Origin of the sequence: Streptomyces sp. NPDC088197 (assembly GCF_044741185.1) — a bacterium.
Taxonomy (GTDB): Bacteria; Actinomycetota; Actinomycetes; order Streptomycetales; family Streptomycetaceae; genus Actinacidiphila.
In genome coordinates, this window is record NZ_JBIUSD010000007.1 from 101,901 (window position 1) to 126,110 (window position 24,210).

General features: G+C 70.9%; 21 protein-coding genes. 17 read left to right on the forward strand and 4 right to left on the reverse strand.

Annotation, left to right across the window (positions count from 1 at the left end; all coding sequences use genetic code 11):
• The first annotated feature begins 35 nt into the window (after positions 1-35).
• Both ACIOC1_RS18700 and ACIOC1_RS18705 read left to right on the forward strand, forming a co-directional pair.
• On the forward strand, positions 36-746 hold the full coding sequence (locus ACIOC1_RS18700; RefSeq protein ID WP_355340471.1) for a demethylmenaquinone methyltransferase: 711 nt from the start codon (positions 36-38) through the stop codon (positions 744-746).
• A 179-nt stretch (positions 747-925) separates the two neighbouring features.
• Positions 926-2,212, forward strand: a complete 1,287-nt coding sequence (locus tag ACIOC1_RS18705; RefSeq protein ID WP_355340468.1) for a geranylgeranyl reductase family protein — start codon at positions 926-928, stop codon at positions 2,210-2,212.
• Between the two features lie 189 nt (positions 2,213-2,401).
• On the opposite strand, the gene ACIOC1_RS18710 is transcribed toward ACIOC1_RS18705, so the two are convergent.
• Positions 2,402-3,406 carry a C40 family peptidase gene (locus ACIOC1_RS18710; RefSeq protein ID WP_401855441.1) on the reverse strand — a complete coding sequence of 335 codons (1,005 nt, stop codon included), beginning with the start codon at positions 3,404-3,406 and terminating at the stop codon, positions 2,402-2,404.
• Between the two features lie 607 nt (positions 3,407-4,013).
• Here ACIOC1_RS18710 and ACIOC1_RS18715 point away from each other — a divergent pair.
• Genes ACIOC1_RS18715 through nuoN form a run of 14 tightly spaced genes read left to right on the forward strand, consistent with a single transcriptional unit; the run spans position 4,014 to position 20,321 of the window.
• Entirely contained in the window at positions 4,014-4,373 is a 360-nt protein-coding gene (locus tag ACIOC1_RS18715) for an NADH-quinone oxidoreductase subunit A (protein ID WP_355340462.1), read from the forward strand.
• Between the two features lie 55 nt (positions 4,374-4,428).
• A complete protein-coding gene (locus tag ACIOC1_RS18720; RefSeq protein WP_355340459.1) occupies positions 4,429-4,983 on the forward strand; it encodes an NADH-quinone oxidoreductase subunit B family protein in 555 nt (184 codons plus the stop codon).
• Positions 4,980-5,705 (forward strand): NADH-quinone oxidoreductase subunit C, encoded by a 726-nt coding sequence (locus ACIOC1_RS18725; protein ID WP_401309063.1) that lies wholly within the window; start codon positions 4,980-4,982, stop codon positions 5,703-5,705. Before ACIOC1_RS18720 ends, ACIOC1_RS18725 begins: the two co-directional genes overlap by 4 nt.
• Positions 5,705-7,039: an NADH-quinone oxidoreductase subunit D gene (locus ACIOC1_RS18730; protein ID WP_355340453.1), complete on the forward strand. Its 1,335-nt coding sequence runs from the start codon at positions 5,705-5,707 to the stop codon at positions 7,037-7,039. Before ACIOC1_RS18725 ends, ACIOC1_RS18730 begins: the two co-directional genes overlap by 1 nt.
• A complete protein-coding gene (gene nuoE, locus ACIOC1_RS18735; RefSeq protein ID WP_355340450.1) occupies positions 7,036-7,923 on the forward strand; it encodes an NADH-quinone oxidoreductase subunit NuoE in 888 nt (295 codons plus the stop codon). Before ACIOC1_RS18730 ends, nuoE begins: the two co-directional genes overlap by 4 nt.
• Positions 7,923-9,257, forward strand: a complete 1,335-nt coding sequence (nuoF, locus tag ACIOC1_RS18740; protein WP_401855444.1) for an NADH-quinone oxidoreductase subunit NuoF — start codon at positions 7,923-7,925, stop codon at positions 9,255-9,257. Before nuoE ends, nuoF begins: the two co-directional genes overlap by 1 nt.
• Positions 9,254-11,752 (forward strand): NADH-quinone oxidoreductase subunit G, encoded by a 2,499-nt coding sequence (locus ACIOC1_RS18745; protein WP_355340444.1) that lies wholly within the window; start codon positions 9,254-9,256, stop codon positions 11,750-11,752. Before nuoF ends, ACIOC1_RS18745 begins: the two co-directional genes overlap by 4 nt.
• Positions 11,749-13,173, forward strand: coding sequence for an NADH-quinone oxidoreductase subunit NuoH (gene nuoH, locus ACIOC1_RS18750; RefSeq protein ID WP_401855447.1), 1,425 nt, complete (start codon positions 11,749-11,751; stop codon positions 13,171-13,173). The genes ACIOC1_RS18745 and nuoH overlap by 4 nt, the downstream gene beginning before the upstream one ends.
• Positions 13,166-13,867 carry an NADH-quinone oxidoreductase subunit NuoI gene (gene nuoI, locus ACIOC1_RS18755; protein ID WP_355340438.1) on the forward strand — a complete coding sequence of 234 codons (702 nt, stop codon included), beginning with the start codon at positions 13,166-13,168 and terminating at the stop codon, positions 13,865-13,867. The genes nuoH and nuoI overlap by 8 nt, the downstream gene beginning before the upstream one ends.
• The gene (locus ACIOC1_RS18760) at positions 13,864-14,814 is read left to right on the forward strand and encodes an NADH-quinone oxidoreductase subunit J (protein ID WP_391050388.1); all 951 of its coding nucleotides are present in this window, start codon (positions 13,864-13,866) and stop codon (positions 14,812-14,814) included. The genes nuoI and ACIOC1_RS18760 overlap by 4 nt, the downstream gene beginning before the upstream one ends.
• A complete protein-coding gene (gene nuoK / locus ACIOC1_RS18765) occupies positions 14,811-15,110 on the forward strand; it encodes an NADH-quinone oxidoreductase subunit NuoK (RefSeq protein WP_355340432.1) in 300 nt (99 codons plus the stop codon). The genes ACIOC1_RS18760 and nuoK overlap by 4 nt, the downstream gene beginning before the upstream one ends.
• Before the next feature lie 13 nt (positions 15,111-15,123).
• The gene (gene nuoL, locus ACIOC1_RS18770) at positions 15,124-17,028 is read left to right on the forward strand and encodes an NADH-quinone oxidoreductase subunit L (protein ID WP_355340429.1); all 1,905 of its coding nucleotides are present in this window, start codon (positions 15,124-15,126) and stop codon (positions 17,026-17,028) included.
• 6 nt (positions 17,029-17,034) lie between these two features.
• Complete coding sequence (locus tag ACIOC1_RS18775; protein ID WP_401855451.1) at positions 17,035-18,654, forward strand: NADH-quinone oxidoreductase subunit M; 1,620 nt, start codon at positions 17,035-17,037, stop codon at positions 18,652-18,654.
• Positions 18,651-20,321: an NADH-quinone oxidoreductase subunit NuoN gene (gene nuoN, locus ACIOC1_RS18780; protein ID WP_355340423.1), complete on the forward strand. Its 1,671-nt coding sequence runs from the start codon at positions 18,651-18,653 to the stop codon at positions 20,319-20,321. Before ACIOC1_RS18775 ends, nuoN begins: the two co-directional genes overlap by 4 nt.
• Positions 20,322-20,358: 37 nt before the next feature.
• Here nuoN and ACIOC1_RS18785 read toward each other — a convergent pair whose 3' ends face one another.
• Both ACIOC1_RS18785 and ACIOC1_RS18790 read right to left on the reverse strand, forming a co-directional pair.
• Positions 20,359-21,327: a class I SAM-dependent methyltransferase gene (locus ACIOC1_RS18785; RefSeq protein ID WP_401855454.1), complete on the reverse strand. Its 969-nt coding sequence runs from the start codon at positions 21,325-21,327 to the stop codon at positions 20,359-20,361.
• A complete protein-coding gene (locus ACIOC1_RS18790; protein WP_391163496.1) occupies positions 21,324-21,971 on the reverse strand; it encodes a TetR family transcriptional regulator in 648 nt (215 codons plus the stop codon). The genes ACIOC1_RS18785 and ACIOC1_RS18790 overlap by 4 nt, the downstream gene beginning before the upstream one ends.
• Before the next feature lie 146 nt (positions 21,972-22,117).
• Between ACIOC1_RS18790 and ACIOC1_RS18795 the strand changes: the two genes are divergently transcribed.
• Positions 22,118-23,095 carry a zinc-binding alcohol dehydrogenase family protein gene (locus ACIOC1_RS18795; protein WP_401855456.1) on the forward strand — a complete coding sequence of 326 codons (978 nt, stop codon included), beginning with the start codon at positions 22,118-22,120 and terminating at the stop codon, positions 23,093-23,095.
• Between the two features lie 92 nt (positions 23,096-23,187).
• Here the strand turns inward: ACIOC1_RS18795 and egtD are convergent, their stop codons facing one another.
• Entirely contained in the window at positions 23,188-24,180 is a 993-nt protein-coding gene (gene egtD / locus ACIOC1_RS18800; protein ID WP_391050443.1) for an L-histidine N(alpha)-methyltransferase, read from the reverse strand.
• Positions 24,181-24,210 lie beyond the last annotated feature (30 nt).

Genomic DNA, 24,210 nt, shown 5'->3' on the forward strand with positions numbered 1-24,210 from the left:
GCCTTGGCGGCGCGCGATGCGAATAGGGTGGGGGCGTGACGCGAGCATCGCTGGACAAGCAACCGCACGAAGTCGCCGCCATGTTCGATGACGTGGCGGCCAAGTACGACGTGACGAACGACGTGCTGTCGCTCGGCCAGACGCGGCTGTGGCGGAAGGCCGTCGCGCAGGCCCTGGAGGTGGGGCCGGGCGAGCGGGTGCTGGACCTGGGGGCGGGGACGGGCACGTCCTCGCTGCGCTTCGCCGCCGCGGGGGCCGACGTCGTGCCGTGCGACTTCTCGATCGGGATGCTGCGCGAGGGCAAGAAGCGGCACCCGGAGCTGGCGCTGACGGCGGGGGACGCGACCCGGCTGCCGTTCGCGGACGGCGTCTTCGACGCGGTCACCATCTCCTTCGCGCTGCGCAACGTCCACGACACCGCCGCCGCGCTGCGCGAGATGCGGCGGGTGGCCAAGCCCGGGGGACGGCTGGTCATCTGTGAGTTCAGCCACCCCACGTACCGGCCGTTCAGGACCGTCTACACCGAGTACCTGATGCGGGCGCTGCCGCCGGTCGCGACGGCCGTCAGCAGCAATCCCGACGCGTACGTCTACCTCGCCGAGTCCATCCGCGCCTGGCCCGATCAGAAGGGGCTCGCCACCCGGCTCCAGGAGGCCGGTTGGAACGCGGTGGCCTGGCGCAATCTCACCGGGGGCATCGTCGCCCTGCACCGGGCGACGGCTCCGTCCACGGCTCCCTCCGCGTAGGACCGCGCGCTCGCGTCAACGCGCCGCGCTGCCGCGAACCGCGGTTCAGGCGGGCCCCGCTGTGTCCCGTCGCCGGGCCTCATAGACTCGGTACCGGCCGGGCAGCTCTCGGCCGAGCAGCGCCCGGCCGATAACGACCGTCGCCGACACCGACACTCGCCGAAACGGGAGAGCCCACCGTGACCGACACCGCCCTGTCCGAGCGCAGCGCCGATGTGATCGTCGTCGGCGCCGGGCCCGCCGGTTCGACGACCGCGTACTACCTGGCCAAGTCGGGACTGAACGTCCTGCTGCTGGAGAAGACCGCGTTCCCGCGCGAGAAGGTGTGCGGCGACGGCCTGACACCGCGCGCCACCAAGCAGCTCGTGTCGATGGGAATCGACATCTCGCAGGAGGCGGGCTGGCTGCGCAACAAGGGCCTGCGCATCATCAGCGGCGGCGTGCGTCTCCAGATGGACTGGCCCGAGCTGGCCGCGTACCCGAACTACGGACTGGTCCGCAAGCGCGACGACTTCGACGACATCCTCGCCCAGCAGGCGGTGAAGGCGGGCGCGACGCTGTACGAGCGGTGCAACGTCGGCGCCCCGATCACCGACGCGCGCACCGGGCGGATCACCGGCGTCGAGGCCAAACTCGGCGAGGAGAAGCGGCCGGTGACCTTCCACGCGCCGCTGGTGGTCGCCGCCGACGGCAACTCCACCCGGCTGTCCCTGGCGATGGGCCTGCACCGCCGCGAGGACCGGCCGATGGGCGTCGCGGTCCGCACGTACTTCACCTCGCCGCGGCACGAGGACGACTACCTGGAGTCGTGGCTCGAACTGTGGGACCGGCGCGGGCCGCAGGACCGGCAACTGCCCGGTTACGGCTGGGTGTTCGGCCTCGGTGACGGCACGTCGAACGTCGGTCTCGGCATCCTCAACTCCTCCTCCGCGTACCGCGAGCTGGACTGGCGCGAGGTGCTCAAGGCGTGGTGCGCCTCGATGCCGGAGGAGTGGGGCTACACCCCGGACAACATGACGCAGCCGATCCGCGGCGCCGCGCTCCCGATGGCCTTCAACCGCAAGCCGCACTACACCAAGGGCCTGGTCCTGGTGGGCGACGCGGGCGGCCTGGTCAACCCGTTCAACGGCGAGGGCATCGCCTACGCGATGGAGTCCGGCCAGATCGCCGCCGACGTCATCACCCAGGCGCACGCCCGTGCCACCTCCGCCCAGCGCGAGCTGGCCCTTCAGAACTACCCGCGCATCCTCCAGGACACCTACGGCGGTTACTACACGCTGGGCCGCGCCTTCGTGAAGCTCATCGGCAACCCGAAGGTGCTCCAGATCGCCACGCAGCGCGGTCTCACCCACCCGATGCTGATGCGCTTCTGCCTCAAGCTGCTCGCCAACCTCACCGACCCGACCGGCGGTGACGCGATGGACCGCGTGATCAACGGCCTGACCAAGATCACGCCGAGCGCGTGACGCTCTCCGCGTCCTGACCCGCCCGCCGGTACGTCCGACCGTCCGGCGTGCGGGTGTCTGCGTCGGTCATACCCCCGACCCTTCCCCGCCCGCGCATCGGCGCACAACGGGCAGCAGACCGCCGTGACGTCCCGGTGAGGGGGTCACGGCGGTCTTATGGTGCCAAGCGTACGAAAAGGGGGAAACGGGTCAGAGGACCCGAACCGCCCAGTCCGGCATGTAGTCGGCCATCTGGTGAATGGCCACGGGGGTCGAGGGGTTGGCCGCGTCCAGGTACTGGCCGTCGCCGATGTAGACGCCGACGTGGTAGGCGCTGCCCTGGCCGCCCCAGAAGATGATGTCGCCGGCCTGCACATTGCTGACCGAGACGGGGGTGCCGACGTTGGACTGCTCCTGGGAGGTGCGCGGCAGGTCGACGCCGACGGTGGCGTAGGCGACCTGGGTGAGGCCGGAGCAGTCGTACGAGTCGGGACCGGCGGCGCCGTACACGTACGGCTTGCCGATCTGCGACTTCAGGAAGCTGATCAGCTTCGCGACGCTGCCGGTCGCCGTGGTGGCGGACGGGCTGGCCGTCGAGGTGGTCGTACCGGAGTCGGATGAACCGGACGAACCAGAAGAATCAGAAGAACCGGACGAGTTGGCCGACGCGGTCGGTGTGGCCAGTGCGGTGCGCTCGGCCGAGCGGGAGGCGGCCTGGGTGGCGGCGCGCTCCTTGGTGGCCTCGGCGGCCTTCGCCTCGGCCTCGGCCTTCGCCTTCGCGGCGGCCTTGGCGTCGGCGCTCTTCTTCGTGGCGGCGGCCTCCTTGGCGGCCTCGGCCACGGAGGCGTCCTTGGCGGCCTGGAGCTGCATCGCGATGGCGGCCTGGTCGATCGCCTGCGCGGCCTGCGCCGCGGTCACCTCGGTGGTCAGCGTGGACGCCTGGGCGGCCGCCTCGGCGGCGTTCGCGAGATCGGACGGCGTGAGGGCCGGAGTGCCGTGCGCGGGGGTGGAGTCGGTGTTGTCGGCCAGGGCCGGGGCGGCGGAGCCGCCGAGAGCGATCGCGCTGACGACGCCGCCGACGAGTCCTGCCCTGCGTACCCAGTTGGGACGGCCGGGGGCGGCGTGCCGTCGGCGGCCGGTATGCGATTCGGTCGGATGCGAGCCGGACGCGGAGGTCCGGTCGGACGCGGAGGTCCGTATCTGGTTCGGGGACATGCGGTCCTGGCTATCAGGAATGCTTGGTTCCGTTCAACAAAGGTGGGATGCGACACAGTTGACGTGCTCACGGCTCAAATGCCCCGTTTGTGATCTTGGCGCGCGAGCACTTTCGCCCGGTTTCGGATAAGCGGTCACCTATGCGCTCGTGCGCGCTTTCACGCGGGTGAATCACGTGTGAATGCCGGGCTCCGGGGCCGTCGCCGCTCGACCGCCGCGCGCTATCACGTGGAGTCGTCCAGCGCCAATTTGCCTCTGCCGAGCGCGCCTTGATAATGCGCGCACCGCTCTGACCAGCGACAACGCTTCCGCTTGTGACGTGAAGTGATCCTTTGCGGCCGTTCCGCACCATGATCACCGCTCATCCGACTTCATGATCGTTCGTCAGGTGGTGGAGATCACAAAGGTCTTGGCGTACCCCGTGTCGCAGATCACAGACCGGCAGGCATAGGATGCAGGCGGCTCAGGCTTGTGAACTGCCTCACATAGAAGCGATCTTCGTCGTTTCGGTGACGCGGACCATGGGCAAGGGCCGGCTCCTCCGCCCACCTCGGCGGGGGGACACCCACGCAGTCACTGGCGACTGAAAAGGAAGGAGCGGGGGACGGTGAATGCCTACGCGCCCATCCTCGTGCTGGGAGGCCTTGCGGCCGGCTTCGCGATCTTCTCCGTTTTCATGGCCTCGATCATCGGGCCAAAACGGTACAACAGGGCCAAACTGGAAGCGTATGAGTGCGGCATCGAGCCCACCCCGCAGCCGGTCGGCGGGGGACGCTTCCCGATCAAGTACTACCTGACGGCGATGCTCTTCATCGTCTTCGACATCGAGATCGTCTTCCTCTATCCCTGGGCCGTCACCTTCGACCGGCTGGGGATGTTCGGCCTGGTGGAGATGCTCCTCTTCGTGCTCACCGTCTTCGTCGCCTACGCGTACGTGTGGCGGCGCGGCGGCCTGGAGTGGGACTAGGGAACGCCGAGGGGACCAGGGGACCAGGGGACAGAAGGGGACCAGGAGCCAACGCATGGGTATCGAAGAGAAACTGCCGAGCGGATTCCTGCTCACGACCGTGGAGACCGCCGCGGGCTGGGTACGTAAGGCGTCGGTCTTCCCGGCCACCTTCGGCCTGGCCTGCTGCGCCATCGAGATGATGACCGCGGGCGCCGGGCGCTACGACATGGCCAGGTTCGGCATGGAGGTCTTCCGCGGCTCGCCGCGCCAGGCCGACCTGATGATCGTGGCCGGCCGGGTGAGCCAGAAGATGGCCCCGGTGCTGCGCCAGGTCTACGACCAGATGCCGAACCCCAAGTGGGTCATCTCGATGGGTGTCTGCGCCTCCAGCGGCGGGATGTTCAACAACTACGCGATCGTGCAGGGCGTCGACCACGTCGTGCCGGTCGACATCTACCTGCCCGGCTGCCCGCCGCGCCCCGAGATGCTGCTGGACGCGATCCTCAAGCTGCACGAGAAGATCCAGCACTCCAAGCTCGGCGTGAACCGCGAAGAGGCGGCCCGCGAGGCGGAGGAAGCGGCCCGCAAGGCGCTCCCGACGATCGAGATGAAGGGCCTGCTGCGGTGACCAGCAACACTCCCGAGACCCCGGAGAACCTGCCGGGACAGCGCGCCGACGCCGGTGAGGTCATCGGCGTCCGCAAGGGCATGTTCGGTGCCAACAACGGCGGCGACACCAGCGGTTACGGCGGCCTGGTCCGTACCGTCCGGCTGCCCGGCGCGAGCAACAGGCCCTACGGCGGAGCCGACGGCGTCTTCGACGAGATCGCCGACGAGCTGGAAGGCGCGTTGGAGGAGCAGGGCCTGCCCCCGGCCGAGGCGATCGAGAAGACCGTCGTGGACCGCGGCGAGCTGACCTTCCACATCGCCCGCGAACACCTGGTCACCGTCGCCAGGACGCTCCGCGACGACCCGGCGCTCCGCTTCGAGCTGTGCCTCGGCGTCAGCGGCGTGCACTACCTCGGCGACGAGGGCCGCGAGCTGCACGCCGTCTACCACCTGCGCTCGATCACCCACGCGCGGCTGATCCGCCTGGAGGTCAGCGCCCCCGACGCCGACCCGCACATCCCGTCGCTGGTCTCGGTCTACCCGACCAACGACTGGCACGAGCGCGAGACGTGGGACTTCTTCGGCATCGTCTTCGACGGCCACCCGGCGCTCACCCGGATCATGATGCCGGACGACTGGCCCGGTCACCCGCAGCGCAAGGACTACCCGCTCGGCGGCATCCCCGTCGAGTACAAGGGTGCCCAGATCCCGGCTCCCGACCAGCGGAGGTCGTACAGCTAATGAGTACTCACCACGCCCCGCAGCAGGCCGACGAGCGGGAGACCACCGAAGGCCGGGTCTTCACCGTCACCGGCGGTGACTGGGACGAGCTGGCCGAGACCGTCAGCAAGGCCGACGACGAGCGCATCATCGTCAACATGGGCCCGCAGCACCCGTCCACCCACGGTGTGCTCCGGCTGATGCTGGAGATCGACGGCGAGACGGTCACCGAGGCCAGGTCGGGCATCGGCTACCTGCACACCGGCATCGAGAAGAACATGGAGTTCCGGACGTGGACCCAGGGGTCCACCTTCGTGACGCGCATGGACTACCTGACGCCGCTGTTCAACGAGACGGCGTACTGCCTCGCCGTCGAGAAGCTGCTCGGCATCACCGAGCAGGTGCCGCAGCGCGCCACCGACATCCGCGTGCTCATGATGGAGCTCAACCGGATCGCGTCCCACCTGGTCTGCATCGCCACCGGCGGCATGGAGCTGGGCGCGACCACGATCATGATCTACGGGTTCCGCGACCGCGAGTACATCCTCGACATCTTCGAGCTGATCACCGGCCTGCGGATGAACCACGCGTACGTCCGCGTCGGCGGCCTCGCGCAGGACCTGCCGCCCGGCGCGATCGACCTCGTCCGCGAGTTCGTGAAGACGTTCCGCAAGAATCTGCCCGAGTACGACAAGCTCGCCACCGGCAACCCGATCTTCAAGGGCCGCATGGTGGACGTCGGTTACCTGGACCTCGCCGGGTGCATGGCGCTCGGCGCCACAGGACCGATCCTGCGCGCCGCCGGACTCCCGCACGACCTGCGCAAGTCCGACCCGTACTGCGGTTACGAGAACTACGACTTCGAGGTGCCGACCGCCGACACCTGCGACTCCTACGGCCGCTTCCGGGTCCGCCTGGAGGAGATGCACCAGAGCCTGCGGATCGTCGAGCAGGTGCTCGACCGGCTCGCGCCGGGCCCGGTGATGGTCGAGGACAAGAAGATCGCCTGGCCCGCGCAGCTCGCGCTCGGCCCCGACGGCCTCGGCAACTCGCTCGACCACATCAAGAAGATCATGGGCACCTCGATGGAGGCCCTGATCCACCACTTCAAGCTGGTGACCGAGGGCTTCCGGGTCCCGGCAGGACAGTCCTACGCGGCGATCGAGTCGGCCAAGGGCGAGCTGGGGGTGCACGCGGTCAGCGACGGCGGCACCCGCCCGTTCCGGGTGCACTTCCGCGACCCGTCCTTCACCAATCTCCAGTCCATGGCGGCGATGTGCGAGGGCGGCCAGGTCGCCGACGTCATCGTCGCGGTGGCGTCCATCGACCCCGTGATGGGAGGCGTCGACCGATGACAGACGTGGCCATGGGTGCCACCGGGGGAGTGTCCCTGGGCATCCCGCAGATGCCCGCCCCGGACTTCCCGGCCGATGTGCGCGCCCGGCTGGAGGCCGACGCCAAGGAAGTGATCGCCCGCTACCCCGGATCGCGCAGCGCCCTGCTGCCGCTGCTGCACCTCGTGCAGTCCGAGGAGGGGTACGTCACCAGGACCGGCATCCGGTTCTGCGCCGAGGTGCTCGACCTGACCACCGCCGAGGTCACCGCGGTGGCGACCTTCTACACGATGTACCGGCGCAAGCCGTCCGGCGACTACCAGGTCGGCGTGTGCACCAACACGCTGTGCGCGGTCATGGGCGGCGACGCGATCTTCGACGAGCTGAAGCAGCACCTCGGCGTCGGCAACGATGAGACGACCGAGGACGGCAAGGTCACGCTGGAGCACATCGAGTGCAACGCGGCCTGCGACTTCGCGCCCGTCGTGATGATCAACTGGGAGTTCTTCGACAACCAGACGCCGGAGTCGGCCAAGCAGCTCGTGGACGACCTGATCGCCGGACGCGAGGTCCGGCCGACCCGCGGCGCGCCCCTGTGCACGTACAAGGAGACCGCCCGCATCCTGGCCGGTTTCCCCGACGAGCGCCCCGGCGCGGTCGAGGCCAGCGGCGGCGCGGGCCCCGCGTCCCTCACCGGTCTGCGGCTGCACAAGGGCGAGACCCCCTCGCGGGTCGTCACCCAGCGCGCCGACTCGCCGCGTGACACACCGGCCGGGCCGCGGGACACCCCGTCGCCCGCCCAGCACGCCAGCTCGCACGACGCGCCCAACAAGACCGCCGAGTCCGACCCGGCCAACGCCGCGGACCCGGTGGCCGACAACGCCAGGCAGGAGGAGGGCGAGTGATGACCGTGGACTCGGCGGAGAAGCTGCTCGCCCCCGTGCTGTCGGCCTTCTGGGACGAGCCGGAGTCCTGGACCCTGGCCACCTACCGCAGGCACGACGGCTACCAGGGCCTGGACAAGGCGCTCGCCATGGCGCCGGACGACGTGATCGCGTACGTGAAGGACTCGGGACTGCGCGGCCGTGGCGGCGCGGGCTTCCCGACCGGCATGAAGTGGCAGTTCATCCCGCAGGGCGACGGCAAGCCGCACTACCTCGTGGTCAACGCGGACGAGTCGGAGCCGGGCACCTGCAAGGACATCCCGCTGCTCTTCGCGAACCCGCACTCCCTCATCGAGGGCATGATCATCGCGTGTTACGCGATCCGCTCCAGCCACGCCTTCATCTACCTGCGCGGCGAGACGGTCCCCGTCCTGCGCAGGCTGCACGAGGCGGTGCGCGAGGCGTACGCGGCCGGTTACCTCGGCCGTGACATCCAAGGCAGCGGATTCGACCTGGAGTTGACCGTCCACGCCGGCGCGGGCGCGTACATCTGCGGTGAGGAGACGGCGCTGCTGGACTCCCTGGAGGGCCGTCGCGGCCAGCCCAGGCTCCGCCCGCCCTTCCCCGCCGTGGAGGGCCTGTACGCCTGTCCCACCGTGGTGAACAACGTGGAGTCGATCGCCTCGGTTCCCGCGATCATGCAGCGCGGCAAGGACTGGTTCAAGGCGATGGGCAGCGAGAAGTCCCCCGGCTTCACGCTGTACTCGCTCTCCGGGCACGTCGCCAAACCCGGGCAGTACGAGGCGCCGCTCGGCATCACGCTGCGGCAGCTCCTCGACCTCGGCGGCGGCATGCGGCCGGGACACCGGCTCAAGTTCTGGACGCCCGGCGGCTCCTCGACCCCGATGTTCACCGACGAGCACCTGGACGTCGCGCTGGACTACGAGGGCGTCGGCGCCGCCGGATCGATGCTCGGCACCAAGGCGCTCCAGTGCTTCGACGAGACGACCTGCGTGGTGCGGGCCGTCACCCGCTGGACCGAGTTCTACGCCCACGAGTCCTGCGGAAAGTGCACGCCGTGCCGCGAAGGCACGTACTGGCTCGTCCAGTTGCTGCGTGACATCGAGGCGGGCAAGGGCCGGCCCGAGGACCTGGACAAGCTCAACGACATCGCCGACAACATCAACGGCAAGTCCTTCTGCGCGCTCGGCGACGGCGCCGCCGCCCCGATCTTCTCCTCTCTGAAGCGCTTCCGCGCGGAGTACGAGGAGCACATCGAGCGCAAGGGCTGCCCCTTCGACCCGGCCCGCTCCACCGCCTGGGCCGACAAGTCCCGTACGGAGGCCCACGCGTGACCGTCACTACCAACGCACCCTCCGGAGGGGGTCAGGCGGCGGTGCCGCCGGAAGATCTCATCTCCGTGCAGATCGACGGCATCGCGGTGTCCGTCCCCAAGGGGACGCTGGTCATCCGGGCCGCGGAACTGCTCGGCATCGAGATCCCCCGGTTCTGCGACCACCCGCTGCTCGACCCGGCCGGGGCCTGCCGCCAGTGCATCGTCGAGGTCGAGGGCCAGCGCAAGCCGGTCGCGTCCTGCACGATCACCTGTACCGACGGGATGGTCGTCAAGACGCAGCTCTCGTCGCCGGTCGCCGAGAAGGCGCAGCGCGGCGTGATGGAGCTGCTGCTGATCAACCACCCGCTGGACTGCCCGGTCTGCGACAAGGGCGGCGAATGCCCCTTGCAGAACCAGGCGATGCAGGTCGGCGACACCGACTCGCGCTTCGAGGGCAAGAAGCGGACGTACGAGAAGCCGGTGCCGATCTCCACCCAGGTGCTGCTGGACCGCGAGCGGTGCGTGCTGTGCGCGCGCTGCACCCGGTTCAGCAACCAGGTGGCGGGCGACCCGATGATCGAGATGCTGGAACGCGGCGCGCTCCAGCAGATCGGCACCGGGGTCGGCGACCCCTTCGAGTCGTACTTCTCCGGCAACACCATCCAGATCTGCCCGGTCGGCGCGCTCACCTCGGCCGCGTACCGCTTCCGCTCCCGGCCGTTCGACCTCGTGTCGTCGCCGTCGGTGTGCGAGCACTGCGCGGGCGGCTGCGCGACCCGTACCGACCACCGCCGCGGCAAGGTCATGCGGCGGCTGGCGGCCGACGACCCGCAGGTCAACGAGGAGTGGATCTGCGACAAGGGCCGCTTCGGCTTCCGCTACGCGCAGCGCCCCGACCGGCTGAGCCACCCCCTGGTCCGCAACGCCGAGGGCGAACTCGTCCCCGCGTCCTGGCCCGAGGCGCTGGCCGCCGCCGCGGCGGGGCTCAGCGCGGCGCACGGCCGCGCCGCGGTGCTGCCCGGCGGACGCGTCACCGTCGAGGACGCGTACGCGTACGCCAAGTTCGCCCGCGTCGTGCTCGGCACCAACGACGTGGACTTCAGGGCCCGCGCGCACTCCGCCGAGGAGGCCGACTTCCTGGCCGCCACGGTCGCCGGGCGCGGCCTCGACCTGTCGGGCACCGGCATCACGTACACGGCGCTGGAGAAGGCACCGGCCGTACTGCTGGCGGGACTCGAGGCGGAGGAGGAGGCCCCCGGGGTCTTCCTGCGGCTCCGCAAGGCGCACCGCAAGCGCAAGCAGCAGACGTACGCCCTGGCCACGCACGCCACCCGCGGCCTGGAGAAGGCGGGCGGCGTCCTGCTGCCCGCCGCCCCCGGCACGGAACCCGAGTGGCTGGACGCGCTCGCGGGCGGTGTCGGCCTGGACGAGACCGGGCAGGCCGCGGCCGAGGCGCTGCGCGCCGCGGGCGCCGTCATCCTGGTCGGCGAGCGGCTGGCCGCCGTGCCCGGCGGGCTGACCGCCGTGGTCCGGCTGGCCACGGCCACCGGCGCCGCGCTGGCGTGGATTCCGCGCAGGGCCGGTGAGCGCGGCGCCGTCGAGGCGGGCGCGCTGCCCGGACTGCTGCCCGGCGGCCGTCCGGTCACCGACCCGCGGGCCCGCGCCGAGGTCGCCTCGGTGTGGGGTCTGCCGGAGCTGCCGCACCGCTTCGGCCGCGACACCGGCCAGATCGTCGAGGCCGCCGCCGCGGGCGAGCTGGCGGCCCTGGTCGTCGGCGGCGTCGAGGTCGCGGACCTGCCGGACCCGGCCCGCGCCCGCGAGGCGCTGGACGCGGTCGGCTTCCTGGTCAGCCTGGAGCAGCGGCCCAGCGAGGTCACCGACCGCGCCGACGTCGTCCTCCCGGTCGCCGCGGTCGCCGAGAAGACCGGCACCTTCCTCAACTGGGAGGGCAGGGCCCGGATGTTCGACGCGGCCATCAAGCCCGACCAGGCCACCAACCGGCACCAGCTCCCGGACGCCCGCGTCCTGACGATGCTGGCCGACGCGCTCGACGTCCGGCTCGGCCTGGCCGACGTGCGGGGCGCGCGCTCCGAACTCGACCGGCTCGCCGGGTGGGACGGCCCCTGGGGCAGCTCGCCGCTGGAGTCCGCCGGATCGCTGCCCCGCCCCGAGGCGGGCCAGGCGCTGCTGGCCGGACACCGGCTGCTGCTCGACCAGGGCCGCCTCCAGGACGGGGACGACGCGCTGGCCGGCACCCGGCACGCGGCCGTCGCCCGGCTGTCGGCCGCCACCGCCGCCGAGGCCGGTGTCACCGACGGCGACCCGCTGACGGTGACCGGGCCCGCGGGCGCGGTCACGCTGCCGCTGGTCGTCACCGCGATGCCCGACCGGGTGGTGTGGCTGCCGCTGAACTCCGCGGGCAACGGCGTCGCCTCCGACACCGGTGCCCGTACGGGCCAGGTCGTCTCCGTCGGCAGCGCCGCCGCGGTCACGCAAGAGGAGGGCACCCGATGAGCGCGCCACTGACCCAGCTCGCCGCCACCACGGAGAATCTCTCCTGGTTCGGCAACGACATCTGGTGGCTGATCATCCTCAAGGCGGTCTTCTGCTTCGCCTTCGCGATGCTGACCGTGCTCGTCGCCATCGTGTGGGAGCGCAAGGTCGTCGCGTGGATGCAGTTGCGCATCGGCCCGAACCGGCACGGCCCCTGGGGCATGCTCCAATCCCTCGCCGACGGCATCAAGCTGATGCTGAAGGAGGACATCGTCGTCAAGCGGGCCGACAAGGTGGTGTTCATCCTCGCGCCCGTCGTGGCGGCCATCCCGGCCTTCATGGCGTTCGCGGTGATCCCCTTCGGCCCGGCCGACAACGAGGTGTCGATCTTCGGCCAGCGCACCGCGCTCCAGCTCACCGACCTCCCGATCGGCCTGCTGTTCATCCTGGCCACCGCGTCGGTCGGCATCTACGGCATCGTCCTGGCGGGCTGGTCGTCCGGATCGACGTACCCGCTGCTCGGCGGCCTGCGCGCGTCCGCGCAGATGATCTCGTACGAGATCGCGATGGGCCTGTCCTTCGCGGCGATCTTCCTCTACTCCGGCTCCATGTCGACGTCGACGATCGTCGAGGCGCAGCACGACCGCTGGTACGCGATCCTGCTGCCCGTCTCGCTGATCATCTACATCATCGCGATGGTCGGCGAGACCAACCGCGCGCCGTTCGACATGCCGGAGTCCGAGGGCGACCTGGTCGGCGGCTTCAACACCGAGTACAGCTCGATCAAGTTCGCGCTGTTCATGCTCGCCGAGTACGTGAACATGGTGACGGTCTCCGCGGTCGCGACGACGCTCTTCCTCGGCGGCTGGCGCGCCCCCTGGCCGATCAGCACGGTCTGGATCGGCGCGAACCACGGCTGGTGGCCGATGCTCTGGTTCATCGTCAAGGTCCAGTTGCTGCTGTTCTTCTTCATCTGGCTGCGCGGCACCCTGCCCCGGGTCCGCTACGACCAGTTCATGAAGCTGGGCTGGAAGGTCCTCATCCCGGTCTCCATGGTCTGGCTGATGCTGGTCGCCGCGGTCCGCGCGATGCGCAACGAGGACTACGACTTCACGAAGATCGTCCTGTACATCGGCGGTGTGGTGATCGCGCTGCTGCTGATCTCGCTCATCGCGGACGTCTTCAGGGACCGCGAGGAGAAGAAGGCCGCCGTCCGCGGCGGCGGCGCGCTCGCGCCACCGGACCGCTTCGACCCGATGGCGGGCGGCTATCCCGTACCGCCGCTGCCGGGTCAGGAGGCGGAGCGGGTGCCGCGGCGCCCCAGCCGGGCGGCACAGCCCCAACTCGTGGGTGCCGCCAGCGCGTCCGGCGTGTCCGGCGCGGCGGAACCGGACGTCCAGGATGCCCCCGAGCAGGAGAAGAAGGAGGACGGCGATGCCTGAGTTCCTCGGCCCGGTCGCAGGCTTCGGCGTGACCTTCAAGGCCATGTTCAAGAAGCGGCTGACCGAGCAGTACCCCGAGTACAAGAAGCCCACCGCCCCGCGTTTCCACGGTCGCCACCAGCTCAACCGGCACCCGGACGGCCTGGAGAAGTGCGTCGGCTGCGAGCTGTGCGCGTGGGCCTGCCCGGCGGACGCCATCTACGTGGAGGGCGCGGACAACACCGAGGAGGAGCGCTACTCACCCGGTGAGCGCTACGGCCGCGTCTACCAGATCAACTACGCCCGCTGCATCCTGTGCGGCCTGTGCATCGAGGCGTGCCCGACGCGCGCGCTGACGATGACCAACGAGTACGAACTGGCCGACCGGACCCGCGAGTCGCTGATCTTCACCAAGGAACAGCTCCTGTCCGGTCTCGAGGAGGGCATGGTCGACTCGCCGCACTCGATCTTCCCCGGCATGGACGAGGGCGACTACTACCGCGGCGCGGTCACCGAGGCCGCGCCCGGCACCGTACGGCAGGTCGCGGTCTCCAAGGGCGAGAAGCCGGACGAGACGGTGCGGACCGACGGCGCCACCGCGGCGGACGCGCCCGACGCCCCCGAGACGGGCTTCACCAGGACCGACGCCGAGGGCGCCGCGGTCGCGCCCGCCCCCGGCGGCGGCACGCCCGCGGGAACGGGGGACGAGGCATGATCGCCGCGACCTCCCAGCTCGCCACCTCCCAGCTCGCCGCCGCCGCGTCGCAGACCTCCACCGGCGAGGCCGTCCAGTTCTGGATTCTGGGCACGGTCGCCGTGCTCGGCGCGCTCGGCACCGTCCTGATGAAGAAGTCCGTGCACAGCGCGCTGTCGCTGGCCGGGACGATGATCGTGCTCGCGATCTTCTACCTGGCGCAGGGCGCGTACTTCCTGGGCGTCGTGCAGATCGTCGTCTACACCGGCGCGATCATGATGCTCTTCCTCTTCGTCGTCATGCTGGTCGGCATCACCGCCGCCGACTCGCTGAAGGAGACGCTCAAGGGCCAGCGCTGGATGGCCGCGGCCTGCGGTCTCGGCTTCGGCATCCTGCTGATCGCCGGGATCGGCAACGCCTCGCTCGACACCTTCGCCGGTGTCGGCCAGGCCAACTCCGCGGGCAACGTGCCGGGTCTGGCCCGGCTGATCTTCACCAAGTACGTGTGGTCCTTCGAGATCACCGGCGCGCTGCTGATCACCGCGGCCATCGGCGCGATGGTGCTCACGCACCGCGAGCGCACCGAGGAGCGGCGCACCCAGCGCGAGCTGTCCGAGGCGCGCGTGCGCGGCGGCGTACAGGTCACCCCGCTGCCCGCGCCCGGCACCTACGCCCGGCACAACGCGGTGGACATCCCCGCGCTGCTGCCCGACGGTTCCATCTCGGAGCTGTCGGTCAGCGCCACGCTGCGGGCCCGCGGCCAGATCCGTGACGTGTCCGCCGACGCCCTGCACCGGCTCGCCGAGCTGGACCAGCGCACCGAGGAGTACCTGGAGCGCGAGCCGGAGCGTACGGCGGTGGAGCGCAAGGCCGAACGGGCCGAGCGCGAGACCGTACGCGAGGCCGACCGGGAAGCCGCACGAGAGGCCGACCGGGCTTCCGACCGGGCCGAGGAGGGTGCCAAGTGAATCCGGCCAACTACCTGTACCTGTCGGCGCTGCTGTTCACCATCGGCGCGGCGGGCGTACTGATCCGGCGCAACGCGATCGTGGTCTTCATGTGCATCGAGCTGATGCTGAACGCCTGCAACCTGGCGTTCGTCACCTTCTCGCGGCTGCACGGCAACCTCGACGGCCAGGTGATCGCGTTCTTCACGATGGTGGTCGCCGCCGCGGAAGTCGTGGTCGGCCTGGCGATCATCGTGTCGATCTTCCGCTCCCGCCACTCGGCTTCGGTCGACGACGCCAATCTCATGAAGCTGTAGAGGGGCTGCGACAGTGGAGAACCTGATCGGACTGCTCGTCGCGGCGCCGCTGCTGGGCGCGGGCATCCTGCTGACCGGAGGCCGGCGGCTCGACCGCTTCGGCCACCTGCTCGGCACGCTGCTCGCCCTGGCGTCGTTCGCGCTCGGCGTGGTGCTGTTCGCCAACATGCTGGGCAAGGACGCCGACGCGCGTGGCCTGCACTCGCACCTGTTCACCTGGGTGCCGGTCGGCGGTTTCCGCGCCGATGTCGGCTTCCAGCTCGACCAGTTGTCGATGACGTTCGTGCTGCTGATCACCGGTGTGGGCACGCTGATCCACATCTACTCGATCGGCTACATGGAGCACGACGAGCGCCGCCGCCGCTTCTTCGGCTACCTCAACCTGTTCCTCGCGGCGATGCTGCTGCTGGTGCTGGCCGACAACTACTTCCTGCTGTACGCCGGTTGGGAGGGCGTCGGCCTCGCCTCGTACCTGCTGATCGGTTTCTGGCAGCACAAGCCGAGCGCGGCGACCGCGGCGAAGAAGGCGTTCCTGGTCAACCGGGTCGGCGACATCGGCCTGTCGGTGGCCATCATGCTGATGTTCACCACCTTCGGCTCGTTCGCCTTCGCGGACATCCTGCCGCGGGCCGCCGACGCCTCGACCACGCAGCACGCCACGATCACCGGCATCGGCTTCATGCTGCTGCTGGCCGCGTGCGGCAAGTCGGCCCAGGTGCCGCTCCAGTCCTGGCTCGGCGACGCGATGGAGGGCCCGACCCCGGTCTCGGCCCTGATCCACGCCGCGACCATGGTGACCGCGGGCGTCTACCTGATCACCCGCTCCGGCGCGATCTTCAACGCGGCGCCCGACGCGCAGACCGCCGTCGTCACCGTCGGCGCGGTCACGCTGCTGTTCGGTGCGATCGTCGGTTGCGCGAAGGACGACATCAAGAAGGCGCTCGCCGGATCGACGATGTCGCAGATCGGCTACATGATCATGGCGGCCGGGCTCGGCCCGATCGGCTACGTCTTCGCGATCATGCACCTGGTCACGCACGGCTTCTTCAAGGCCGGGCTGTTCCTGGGCGCCGGTTCGGTCATGCACGGCATGAACGACGAGGTCGACATGCGGCGTTACGGCGGCCTGCGCACGTACATGCCGGTCACCTTCGTCACCTTCGGTCTCGGCTACCTGGCGATCATCGGCTTCCCCGGCCTGTCCGGCTTCTTCTCCAAGGACAAGATCATCGAGGCGGCCTTCGCCAAGGGCGGCGCCGAGGGCTGGATTCTCGGCTGCTGCGCCCTGCTGGGCGCCGCGATCACGGCCTTCTACATGACGCGCGTGATGCTGATGACCTTCTTCGGCGAGAAGCGCTGGGTGCCGGACGCCGAGGGCCACGAGCCGCACCCGCACGAGTCGCCCAAGTCGATGACCATCCCGATGATCATCCTGGCCTTCGGCTCGGTCCTGGCCGGTGGCCTGTTCAGCATCAACTCCTCCTTCGTGAAGTGGCTGGAGCCGGTCACCGGGCACGCCGAGGGCGACTCGCCGATCAGCGCGGGCACCGTCACCGGCGGCACGATGGTGGCGCTGGTCATCGGCGTCGGCATCGCCTGGATGCTGTACGGCCGCAGGTCCGTCCCCGCCGTCGCGCCGCGCGGCTCGCTGCTGACCCGGGCGGCCCGCCGCGACCTGCTCCAGGACGACTTCAACCACGTCGTCCTCGTCCGCGGCGGCGAGCACCTCACCCGCTCGCTGGTCTACCTCGACCACTCCCTGGTCGACGGCGTCGTCAACGGCACGGCCGCCTCGGTCGGCGGCCTCTCCGGCCGCCTCCGCAAGCTCCAGAACGGCTACGTACGGTCGTACGCCGTCTCGATGCTCGGCGGCTCCGCGGTGCTGGTCGCCGCGACTCTTCTCATGAGGGCGGTCTGATAGCTCATGTCCTTTCCCCTCCTCACGGTCACCGCCGCGCTGCCCGCGGTAGGCGCTGTCGTCACCGCGGCCGTGCCCGCGGCGAAGAGGACCGCCGCCAAGTACACGGCGCTGGTCTTCTCGCTGGGCACGCTCGGTCTGGCCATCGCCGCGCTGGTCCGCTTCGATCCGGGCGGCGACCGCTATCAGCTCACCGAGTCGCACGCCTGGATCAAGAACTTCGGGCTCCGCTACGACCTGGGCGTGGACGGCATCGCCGTCGCCCTGATCGCCCTGACCGCGCTGCTGATCCCCTTCGTGATGCTGGCCGGCTGGCACGACGCCGAGCCTCTGGAGACCGCGGCTCCCAGCGGCTCCGCCGCGGGCAACCCCCACCTCAAGTGGCGTCCCACGCAGGGCTTCTTCGCGCTGATCCTGCTGGTCGAGGCCATGGTGGTGCTCTCCTTCGAGGCCACCGACGTCTTCCTCTTCTACATCTTCTTCGAAGCCATGCTCATCCCGATGTACTTCCTCATCGGCGGCTTCGGCGACCGGGCGCACGCGGCCGGTGAGGAAGAGGCGGCACGGCAGCGGTCGTACGCGGCGGTCAAGTTCCTGCTGTACAACCTGGCGGGCGGCCTGATCATGCTCGCCGCGGTGATCGGCCTGTACGCGGTCACCGCCAAGCAGCTCGGCACCGGCACCTTCTCGCTCCAGGAGATCCTGGCCGCGCGCGGTTCCGGGAAGCTGCACATCGAGACGTCCACCGAGCGCTGGCTGTTCCTCGGCTTCTTCTTCGCCTTCGCGGTGAAGGCGCCGCTGTGGCCGCTGCACACCTGGCTGCCGAACGCGATGGGCGAGTCCACCGCGCCGGTCGCCGTACTGATCACCGCGGTCGTTGACAAGGTCGGCACCTTCGCGATGCTGCGCTACTGCCTCCAGCTCTTCCCCGAGGCGTCCAAGTGGGCGACCCCGGTGATCCTGGTCCTGGCCGTGATCGGCATCGTCTACGGCGCGCTGCTCGCCGTCGGCCAGCGGGACATCAAGCGGCTGATCGCGTACGCCTCGATCTCGCACTTCGGCTTCATCATCCTGGGCATCTTCGCGATGACCACCCAGGGGCAGAGCGGCGCCGCGCTGTACATGGTCAACCACGGCATCTCGACGGCCGCGCTGATGCTGGTCGCGGGCTTCCTGATCACCCGGCGCGGCTCGCGGCTCATCGCCGACTTCGGCGGTGTGCAGAAGGTGGCGCCGGTACTGGCGGGCACCTTCCTGATCGGCGGCCTCGCCACCTTGTCGCTGCCGGGCCTGGCGCCCTTCGTCAGCGAATTCCTCGTACTGGTCGGCACGTTCAGCCGCTACCCGGTGCTCGGCATCATCGCCACGCTGGGCATCGTGCTCGCCGCGCTGTACGTGCTGGTGCTCTACCAGCGCACGATGACCGGCCCGGTCAAGGCCGGGATCGAGGGCATGTCCGACCTGAAGGTACGTGAACTGGTCGTCGTGGCACCGCTGATCGCGCTGCTGCTCTTCCTGGGCGTGTACCCGAAGCCGGTGACCGACATCCTCAACCCGTCGGTCAAGCACACGCTCTCCGACGTGCACAAGACCGATCCCAAGCCCGCGCTGGAGGCGAAGAAGTGAGCGCAGCAGACAAGGGAGCCGTAGGTGTGGGCGCCGTCCACAGCTTGTGGACGACGGCCGCTCCGGTCGCCGACAAGATCCCGAAGCCGGACATCGAGTACGCCCAGCTCTCGCCGGTGCTGATCGTCTTCGGCGTGGCGATGGTGGGCATCCTCCTTGAGGCGTTCCTGCCGCGCCGCTCCCGTTACACCGCGCAGCTCGTCCTCGCCGTGGTCGGTCTCGCGGCGGCCTTCGCCGCCGTGGTCGCGCTCGCCGAGAAGGGGTACGGCACCACGAAGGCGCATGTCGCCGCGATGGGCGCGGTCGCCGTGGACGGTCCCGCGCTCTTCCTCCAGGGCACGATCCTGCTGGTGGCGATCGTGGCCGTCTTCACCTTCGCCGAACGGCGCCTGGACCCGAAGGCGCACGGCAACAACGTCGACTCCTTCGCGGCCCAGGGCTCCGCCGTCCCCGGCGGCGAGCAGGAGAAGGCCGCGGTCAAGGCCGGTTTCACCACCACCGAGGTCTTCCCGCTGCTGCTCTTCGCGGTCGGCGGCATGCTGGTCTTCCCGGCGGCGAACGACCTGCTGACGCTCTTCGTCGCCCTCGAGGTCTTCTCGCTGCCGCTGTACATCCTGTGCGCGCTGGCCCGCCGCAACCGCCTGCTGTCGCAGGAAGCCGCCGTCAAGTACTTCCTGCTCGGCGCCTTCTCCTCGGCCTTCCTGCTCTTCGGGATCGCCCTGCTCTACGGCTACTCGGGCACGGTCACCTACGGCGGCATCGCCTCGGTCATCGACGGCACCGCCCCGATGACCCCGGCGCTCGCCAACAGCACCGGCAATGACGCGCTGCTCCTGATCGGCTTCGCGATGGTCGCGGTCGGCCTGCTCTTCAAGGTCGGCGCCGTCCCGTTCCACATGTGGACCCCGGACGTCTACCAGGGCGCGCCGACCCCGGTCACCGGCTTCATGGCCGCCGCCACCAAGGTCGCCGCCTTCGGCGCGCTGCTGCGGCTGCTGTACGTCGTCCTGCCCGGACTGCGCTGGGACTGGCGGCCCGTCATGTGGGGCGTCGCCATCCTCACGATGCTGGCGGGCGCGATCATCGCCGTCACCCAGACCGATGTGAAGCGGCTGCTGGCCTACTCCTCGGTCGCCCACGCCGGGTTCATCCTGGCGGGCGTGATCGCCACCGACAAGGAGGGCGTCTCCTCCGTCCTGTTCTACCTCGCCGCGTACTCCTTCGTGACCCTCGGCGCCTTCGCCGTCGTCACGCTGGTGCGCGACGCGGGCGGCGAGGCCACGCACCTGTCGCGGTGGGCCGGTCTCGGGCGGCGCTCGCCGCTGGTCGCGGCCGTCTTCGCCGTGTTCCTGCTGGCCTTCGCGGGCATCCCGCTGACGTCCGGTTTCGCGGGGAAGTTCGCGGTGTTCAAGGCCGCGGCGCAGGGCGGTGCGATGCCGCTGGTCATCGTCGGCGTCATCTCGTCGGCCATCGCGGCCTTCTTCTACATCCGCGTGATCGTGCTGATGTTCTTCAGCGAGCCGAAGGCGGACGGTCCGTCCGTCGCGGTGCCGAGCCCGCTGACGTCCACCGCCATCGCCATAGGGGTGGCCGTCACGATCGTGCTGGGTCTGGCCCCCCAGTACTTCCTGGATCTCGCCGACAAGGCGGGCGTGTTCGTCCGCTGACCGTCTCCTCGCCGCCGCCGCGCCCCCGGGTGCCCCCTCAAGGGGCCCCGGGGGCGCGGCGCGTGGGGGGCGTGAGGGCGCGGCGCGTGCGCGGCGGGCGGCCGTGACGGGGCACGTCGGCGACGGCCAGCACGGCGGTGTGGGGGAGGGCCAGGAGCCCCTCGGGGGTCGTGAACTCCGCGGCCAGGCGGTCGAATTCGGCGCGGACGGCCGCGACGACGGACGGCGGCTGGGCGGTGAGGAGCTGGCCGACCGAGGCGATGCCCGCGGCGGGCCCCGACCACCAGGTGTCGGGGTCGACGCGGTGGTCCCAGGCGAGCGTGCGGGCCGTCGCGCCCGGGAGGCGGGCGTCGGCGAAGAGCCCGGCCAGGCCCGCTGCGGTGCTGGGGAAGTCCTCGTCGGGCGCGAGCGTGGGGAAGTCGGGCGGCCGGGGGACCCCGGCGGCGGCCACGGCGCGGCCGAGCAGGGACTGGCCGGGCGCGGGCGGGTAGCCCCAGACGGTGACCGCGATACGGCCGCCGGGGCGGGTGACGCGGCGCAGTTCGGCCAGGGCGGCGCGTGGCCGCCCCACGTGGTTGAGGACGAAGTTGCCGATGACCGCGTCGAATTCCCCGTCGGGGAAGGGGAGTTGCGGCAGCGTGGCGAGCCGTACGTCCGCTCCCGGCAGCGCCCGCGCGGCGGCGGCCACCATGGAGGGCTCGGCGTCCACCGCCGTGACCTCGGCCCCGCGAGCCAGGGCCGCCGCCGCGACCGTCCCCGTACCGGCGCCCACGTCGAGCACCCGGCCCCCGGCCGTTGCCCCGGTGGCGTCCAGGGCGATGTCCAGGGCGGCGTCCAGCAACTCCGGCACCGGGTGGGCGCACAGCAGGCCGAAGCTGCGCGCGTAGGCGTCGGCCTTCCCGCCCCAGGCCCGGCGCTCGGAGGCGTCGAAGGAGCCGGAGGGGGCGGGGGTGTCGGAGGAGGCTGGGGTGCCGGACGGGCCGGGCGAGCCCTGAGCCTGCGTCACGTCCACTCCTCCCGGTCCACCAGCGCGGTGGCCAACTGCCGTACGCCCGCCGCGACCCGCTCCCCTTCGCCCGACTCCAGCAGCCGCAGGACGGGGACGCCGCTGAAGCAGGAGAGCAGGAGGTGGGCCAGGAGACCGGGATCGAAGGCGGGGGGAGCGTCGGGGCGGGCCTCGCGCAGGAGCGCGCTGAGGTGGGCGTGCCAGAAGCCGTAGACGGGGTGCGCGTCGCCCACTTCCGCCTCCGACTCGCACTGCCCGCCGCGCGGGGCGACGGCCGCCGCGTGGCCGAGGGCGGCCATGAGGCCCTTGTTGCGGGCGATGACGGCGGAGACGGCGTCCAGGAAGGCCAGCAGGCGCTCGCGGGGCGGCGCGCCGGGGCCGAGCGGCGGCGGCCCCGAGGTCACGTCCTCGTGCAGCGCGAGCGCGCGGTCCTCCATCAGGGCCCGCATGAGCCCGGCGCGGTTGCCGAAGCGGTGGAAGACGGTGCCCTTGCCGACGCCGGCCGCCTCCGCGACCCGCTCCATGGAGATCTCCTCCGGCCGGTGCGCGGCCAGCAGTTCCTCGGTGGCCCGCAGGATCGCGCGCCGGTTGCGGGCCGCGTCGGCCCGTTCGGGACGCGGCGCGGGCGGCTGGCCCTCTGTCATGGCACGGCTCCGTCCGGCATAGGCAAGGCGTAGGGCAGGGGCAAGACAGGCATGGACAATTGGACCGACGGTCCAGTACGGTCGCATCAACTTGACCGGCGGTCCACTTTAGTCGGGTGCCGAGTCGATCCCTGAGGAGATCCATCATGCGACGTGTCCGGTATCACGAGTACGGCGGCCCCGACGTTCTCACGCTGGAGGAGGCCGAGACCCCGGTGCCCGGCCCCGGCGAGGTGCTGATCAGGGCCGAGGCGATCGGCGCGAATTTCATCGACACCCGATTCCGGCGCGGCGCCCCCGAGGGCTCGATCTTCCACCGCCCGCTGCCCGGCGTCCTCACCGGCGACGTCGTCGGCACGGTCGAGGCCGTGGGCCCCGGCGCCGACCCCGGCCTGCTCGGCCGCCGCGTCGCCGCCCTGGCCGAGGACGCCTTCGCCGACTACGTGACCGCCGACGCCGCCTGGCTCGTGCCCGTCCCCCCCGGCCTCGCCCCCGGCCCCGCCAGCATGCTCCCGCTGGCCGTCCCGGTCGCCCTCGGCGCGCTGCGTGCGGGCCGCCTCGCGGCGGGCGAGACCGTCCTCGTCCACGCCGCCGCGGGCGGCATCGGGCACATCGCCGTACAACTCGCCAGGTTCCTCGGCGCGGGCACCGTCATCGGCACGGCGGGCGGCCCCGCCAAACTGGACTTCGTCCGCGACCACGGCGCCGACGCCGCCGTCGACTACACCGCCCCCGACTGGCCGGACCAGGTCAGGAAAGCGGCCCCCAACGGCGCCGTCGACGTCGTCCTGGACTCCGTCGGCGGCGACACCCTGCGCCGCGGCATCGACCTCCTGGCCCCCTACGGCCGGGCCGTCGTCTACGGCGCGGCCGGCGGCGAGCTGAACGCCGTCCCGGTCACCGACCTGTTCGCCCTCAAGTCCGTCACCGGCTTCTCACTCCTCGCCTGGCGCGCCGCCGACCCCGCCGCCGCCGAGGCCGACCTCCACGAGGCCGCCGCCCTCGCCGCCTCCGGCCGCCTCCGCACCGCCGTCCACGCCACCTTCCCCCTCTCCGAGGCCCCCGCCGCCCACCACACCCTCGACACCCGCACCAACCTCGGCCGCGTCCTCCTCCTGCCGTAGCGGAAGGCGCGCGTCCCGTGCAGACCGGCCGCCTTGAGCAGTCGGCCCCCGGGGCCCGCGGTGGTCCGGGGGACCCGGGGGACGGGGCGGGGTCAGTTGGGGACGGCGAGGAGGAGGGCGAAGCGGGACTGGGGGTCGGTCCACCAGTGGCGGACGGTGAAGCCGCCTTCGTGGAGTTCGGCCGTGAGGGAGTCGCGGCGGAATTTGCAGGAGATCTCGGTGCGCAGGTGCTCGCCGGGGGTGAAGCCGGTGGTGAGGTCGAGGTCGGGGATCTTGACGGTCTGGGCGGTACGGGAGCGCAGGTGCATCTCGATCCGCTCGTGGTCGGTGTTCCACAGGGCGACGTGGTCGAAGGCGTCGGGGTCGAAGTCGGCGCCGAGTTCGCGGTTGAGCACGTGCAGGACGTTCTTGTTGAACTCGGCGGTGATGCCCTGCGAGTCGTCGTAGGCGCGGACCAGGACGTCCGGGTCCTTGACCAGGTCGGCGCCGAGGAGCAGGACGTCGTCGCTGGTGAGGGAGAGGGACAGCGTCCGGTAGAAGGCGCGGCGCTGGGCCGCGTCGAAGTTGCCGATGGTGCTGCCGAGGAAGGCCAGCAGGCGCGGGCCCGGCTCGTCGGACAGCGCGAGACCGCTCTCGAAGTCGGCGACGGTCGCGGCGACGCGCAGCCCCGGGTAGTCGCGGACGATCGCCTCACCGGCCTCTTCGAGCGCGGACGCGCTGACGTCCAGCGGCGCGTAGCGCGACAGCGTGCCGCCCGAGGTCAGCGCGTCGAGCAGCAGCCGCGTCTTGCGGGAGGAGCCCGAGCCCAGCTCGATCAGGGTCGCGGCCCGGGTGAGCTGCGCGATCTCGGGGGCCCTGCGGGTCAGGATCTCCTGCTCGGCGCGCGTCGGGTAGTACTCCGGCAGCCGCGTGATCTGCTCGAAGAGATCGCTGCCGCGCTTGTCGTAGAACCACTTGGGCGGCAGGGTGCGCGGCGCGGTGGTGAGCCCGCCGAGCACGTCGGCGCGCAGTGAGGTCGTGAAGTAGTCGGCGGGCAGCCGGTCGTCGAGGGTGAAGCGGCTGCCACCCGTGCGGCTCTCGTCCATGCTGCTCTCCTCCATAAGGTGCGGGTGCGG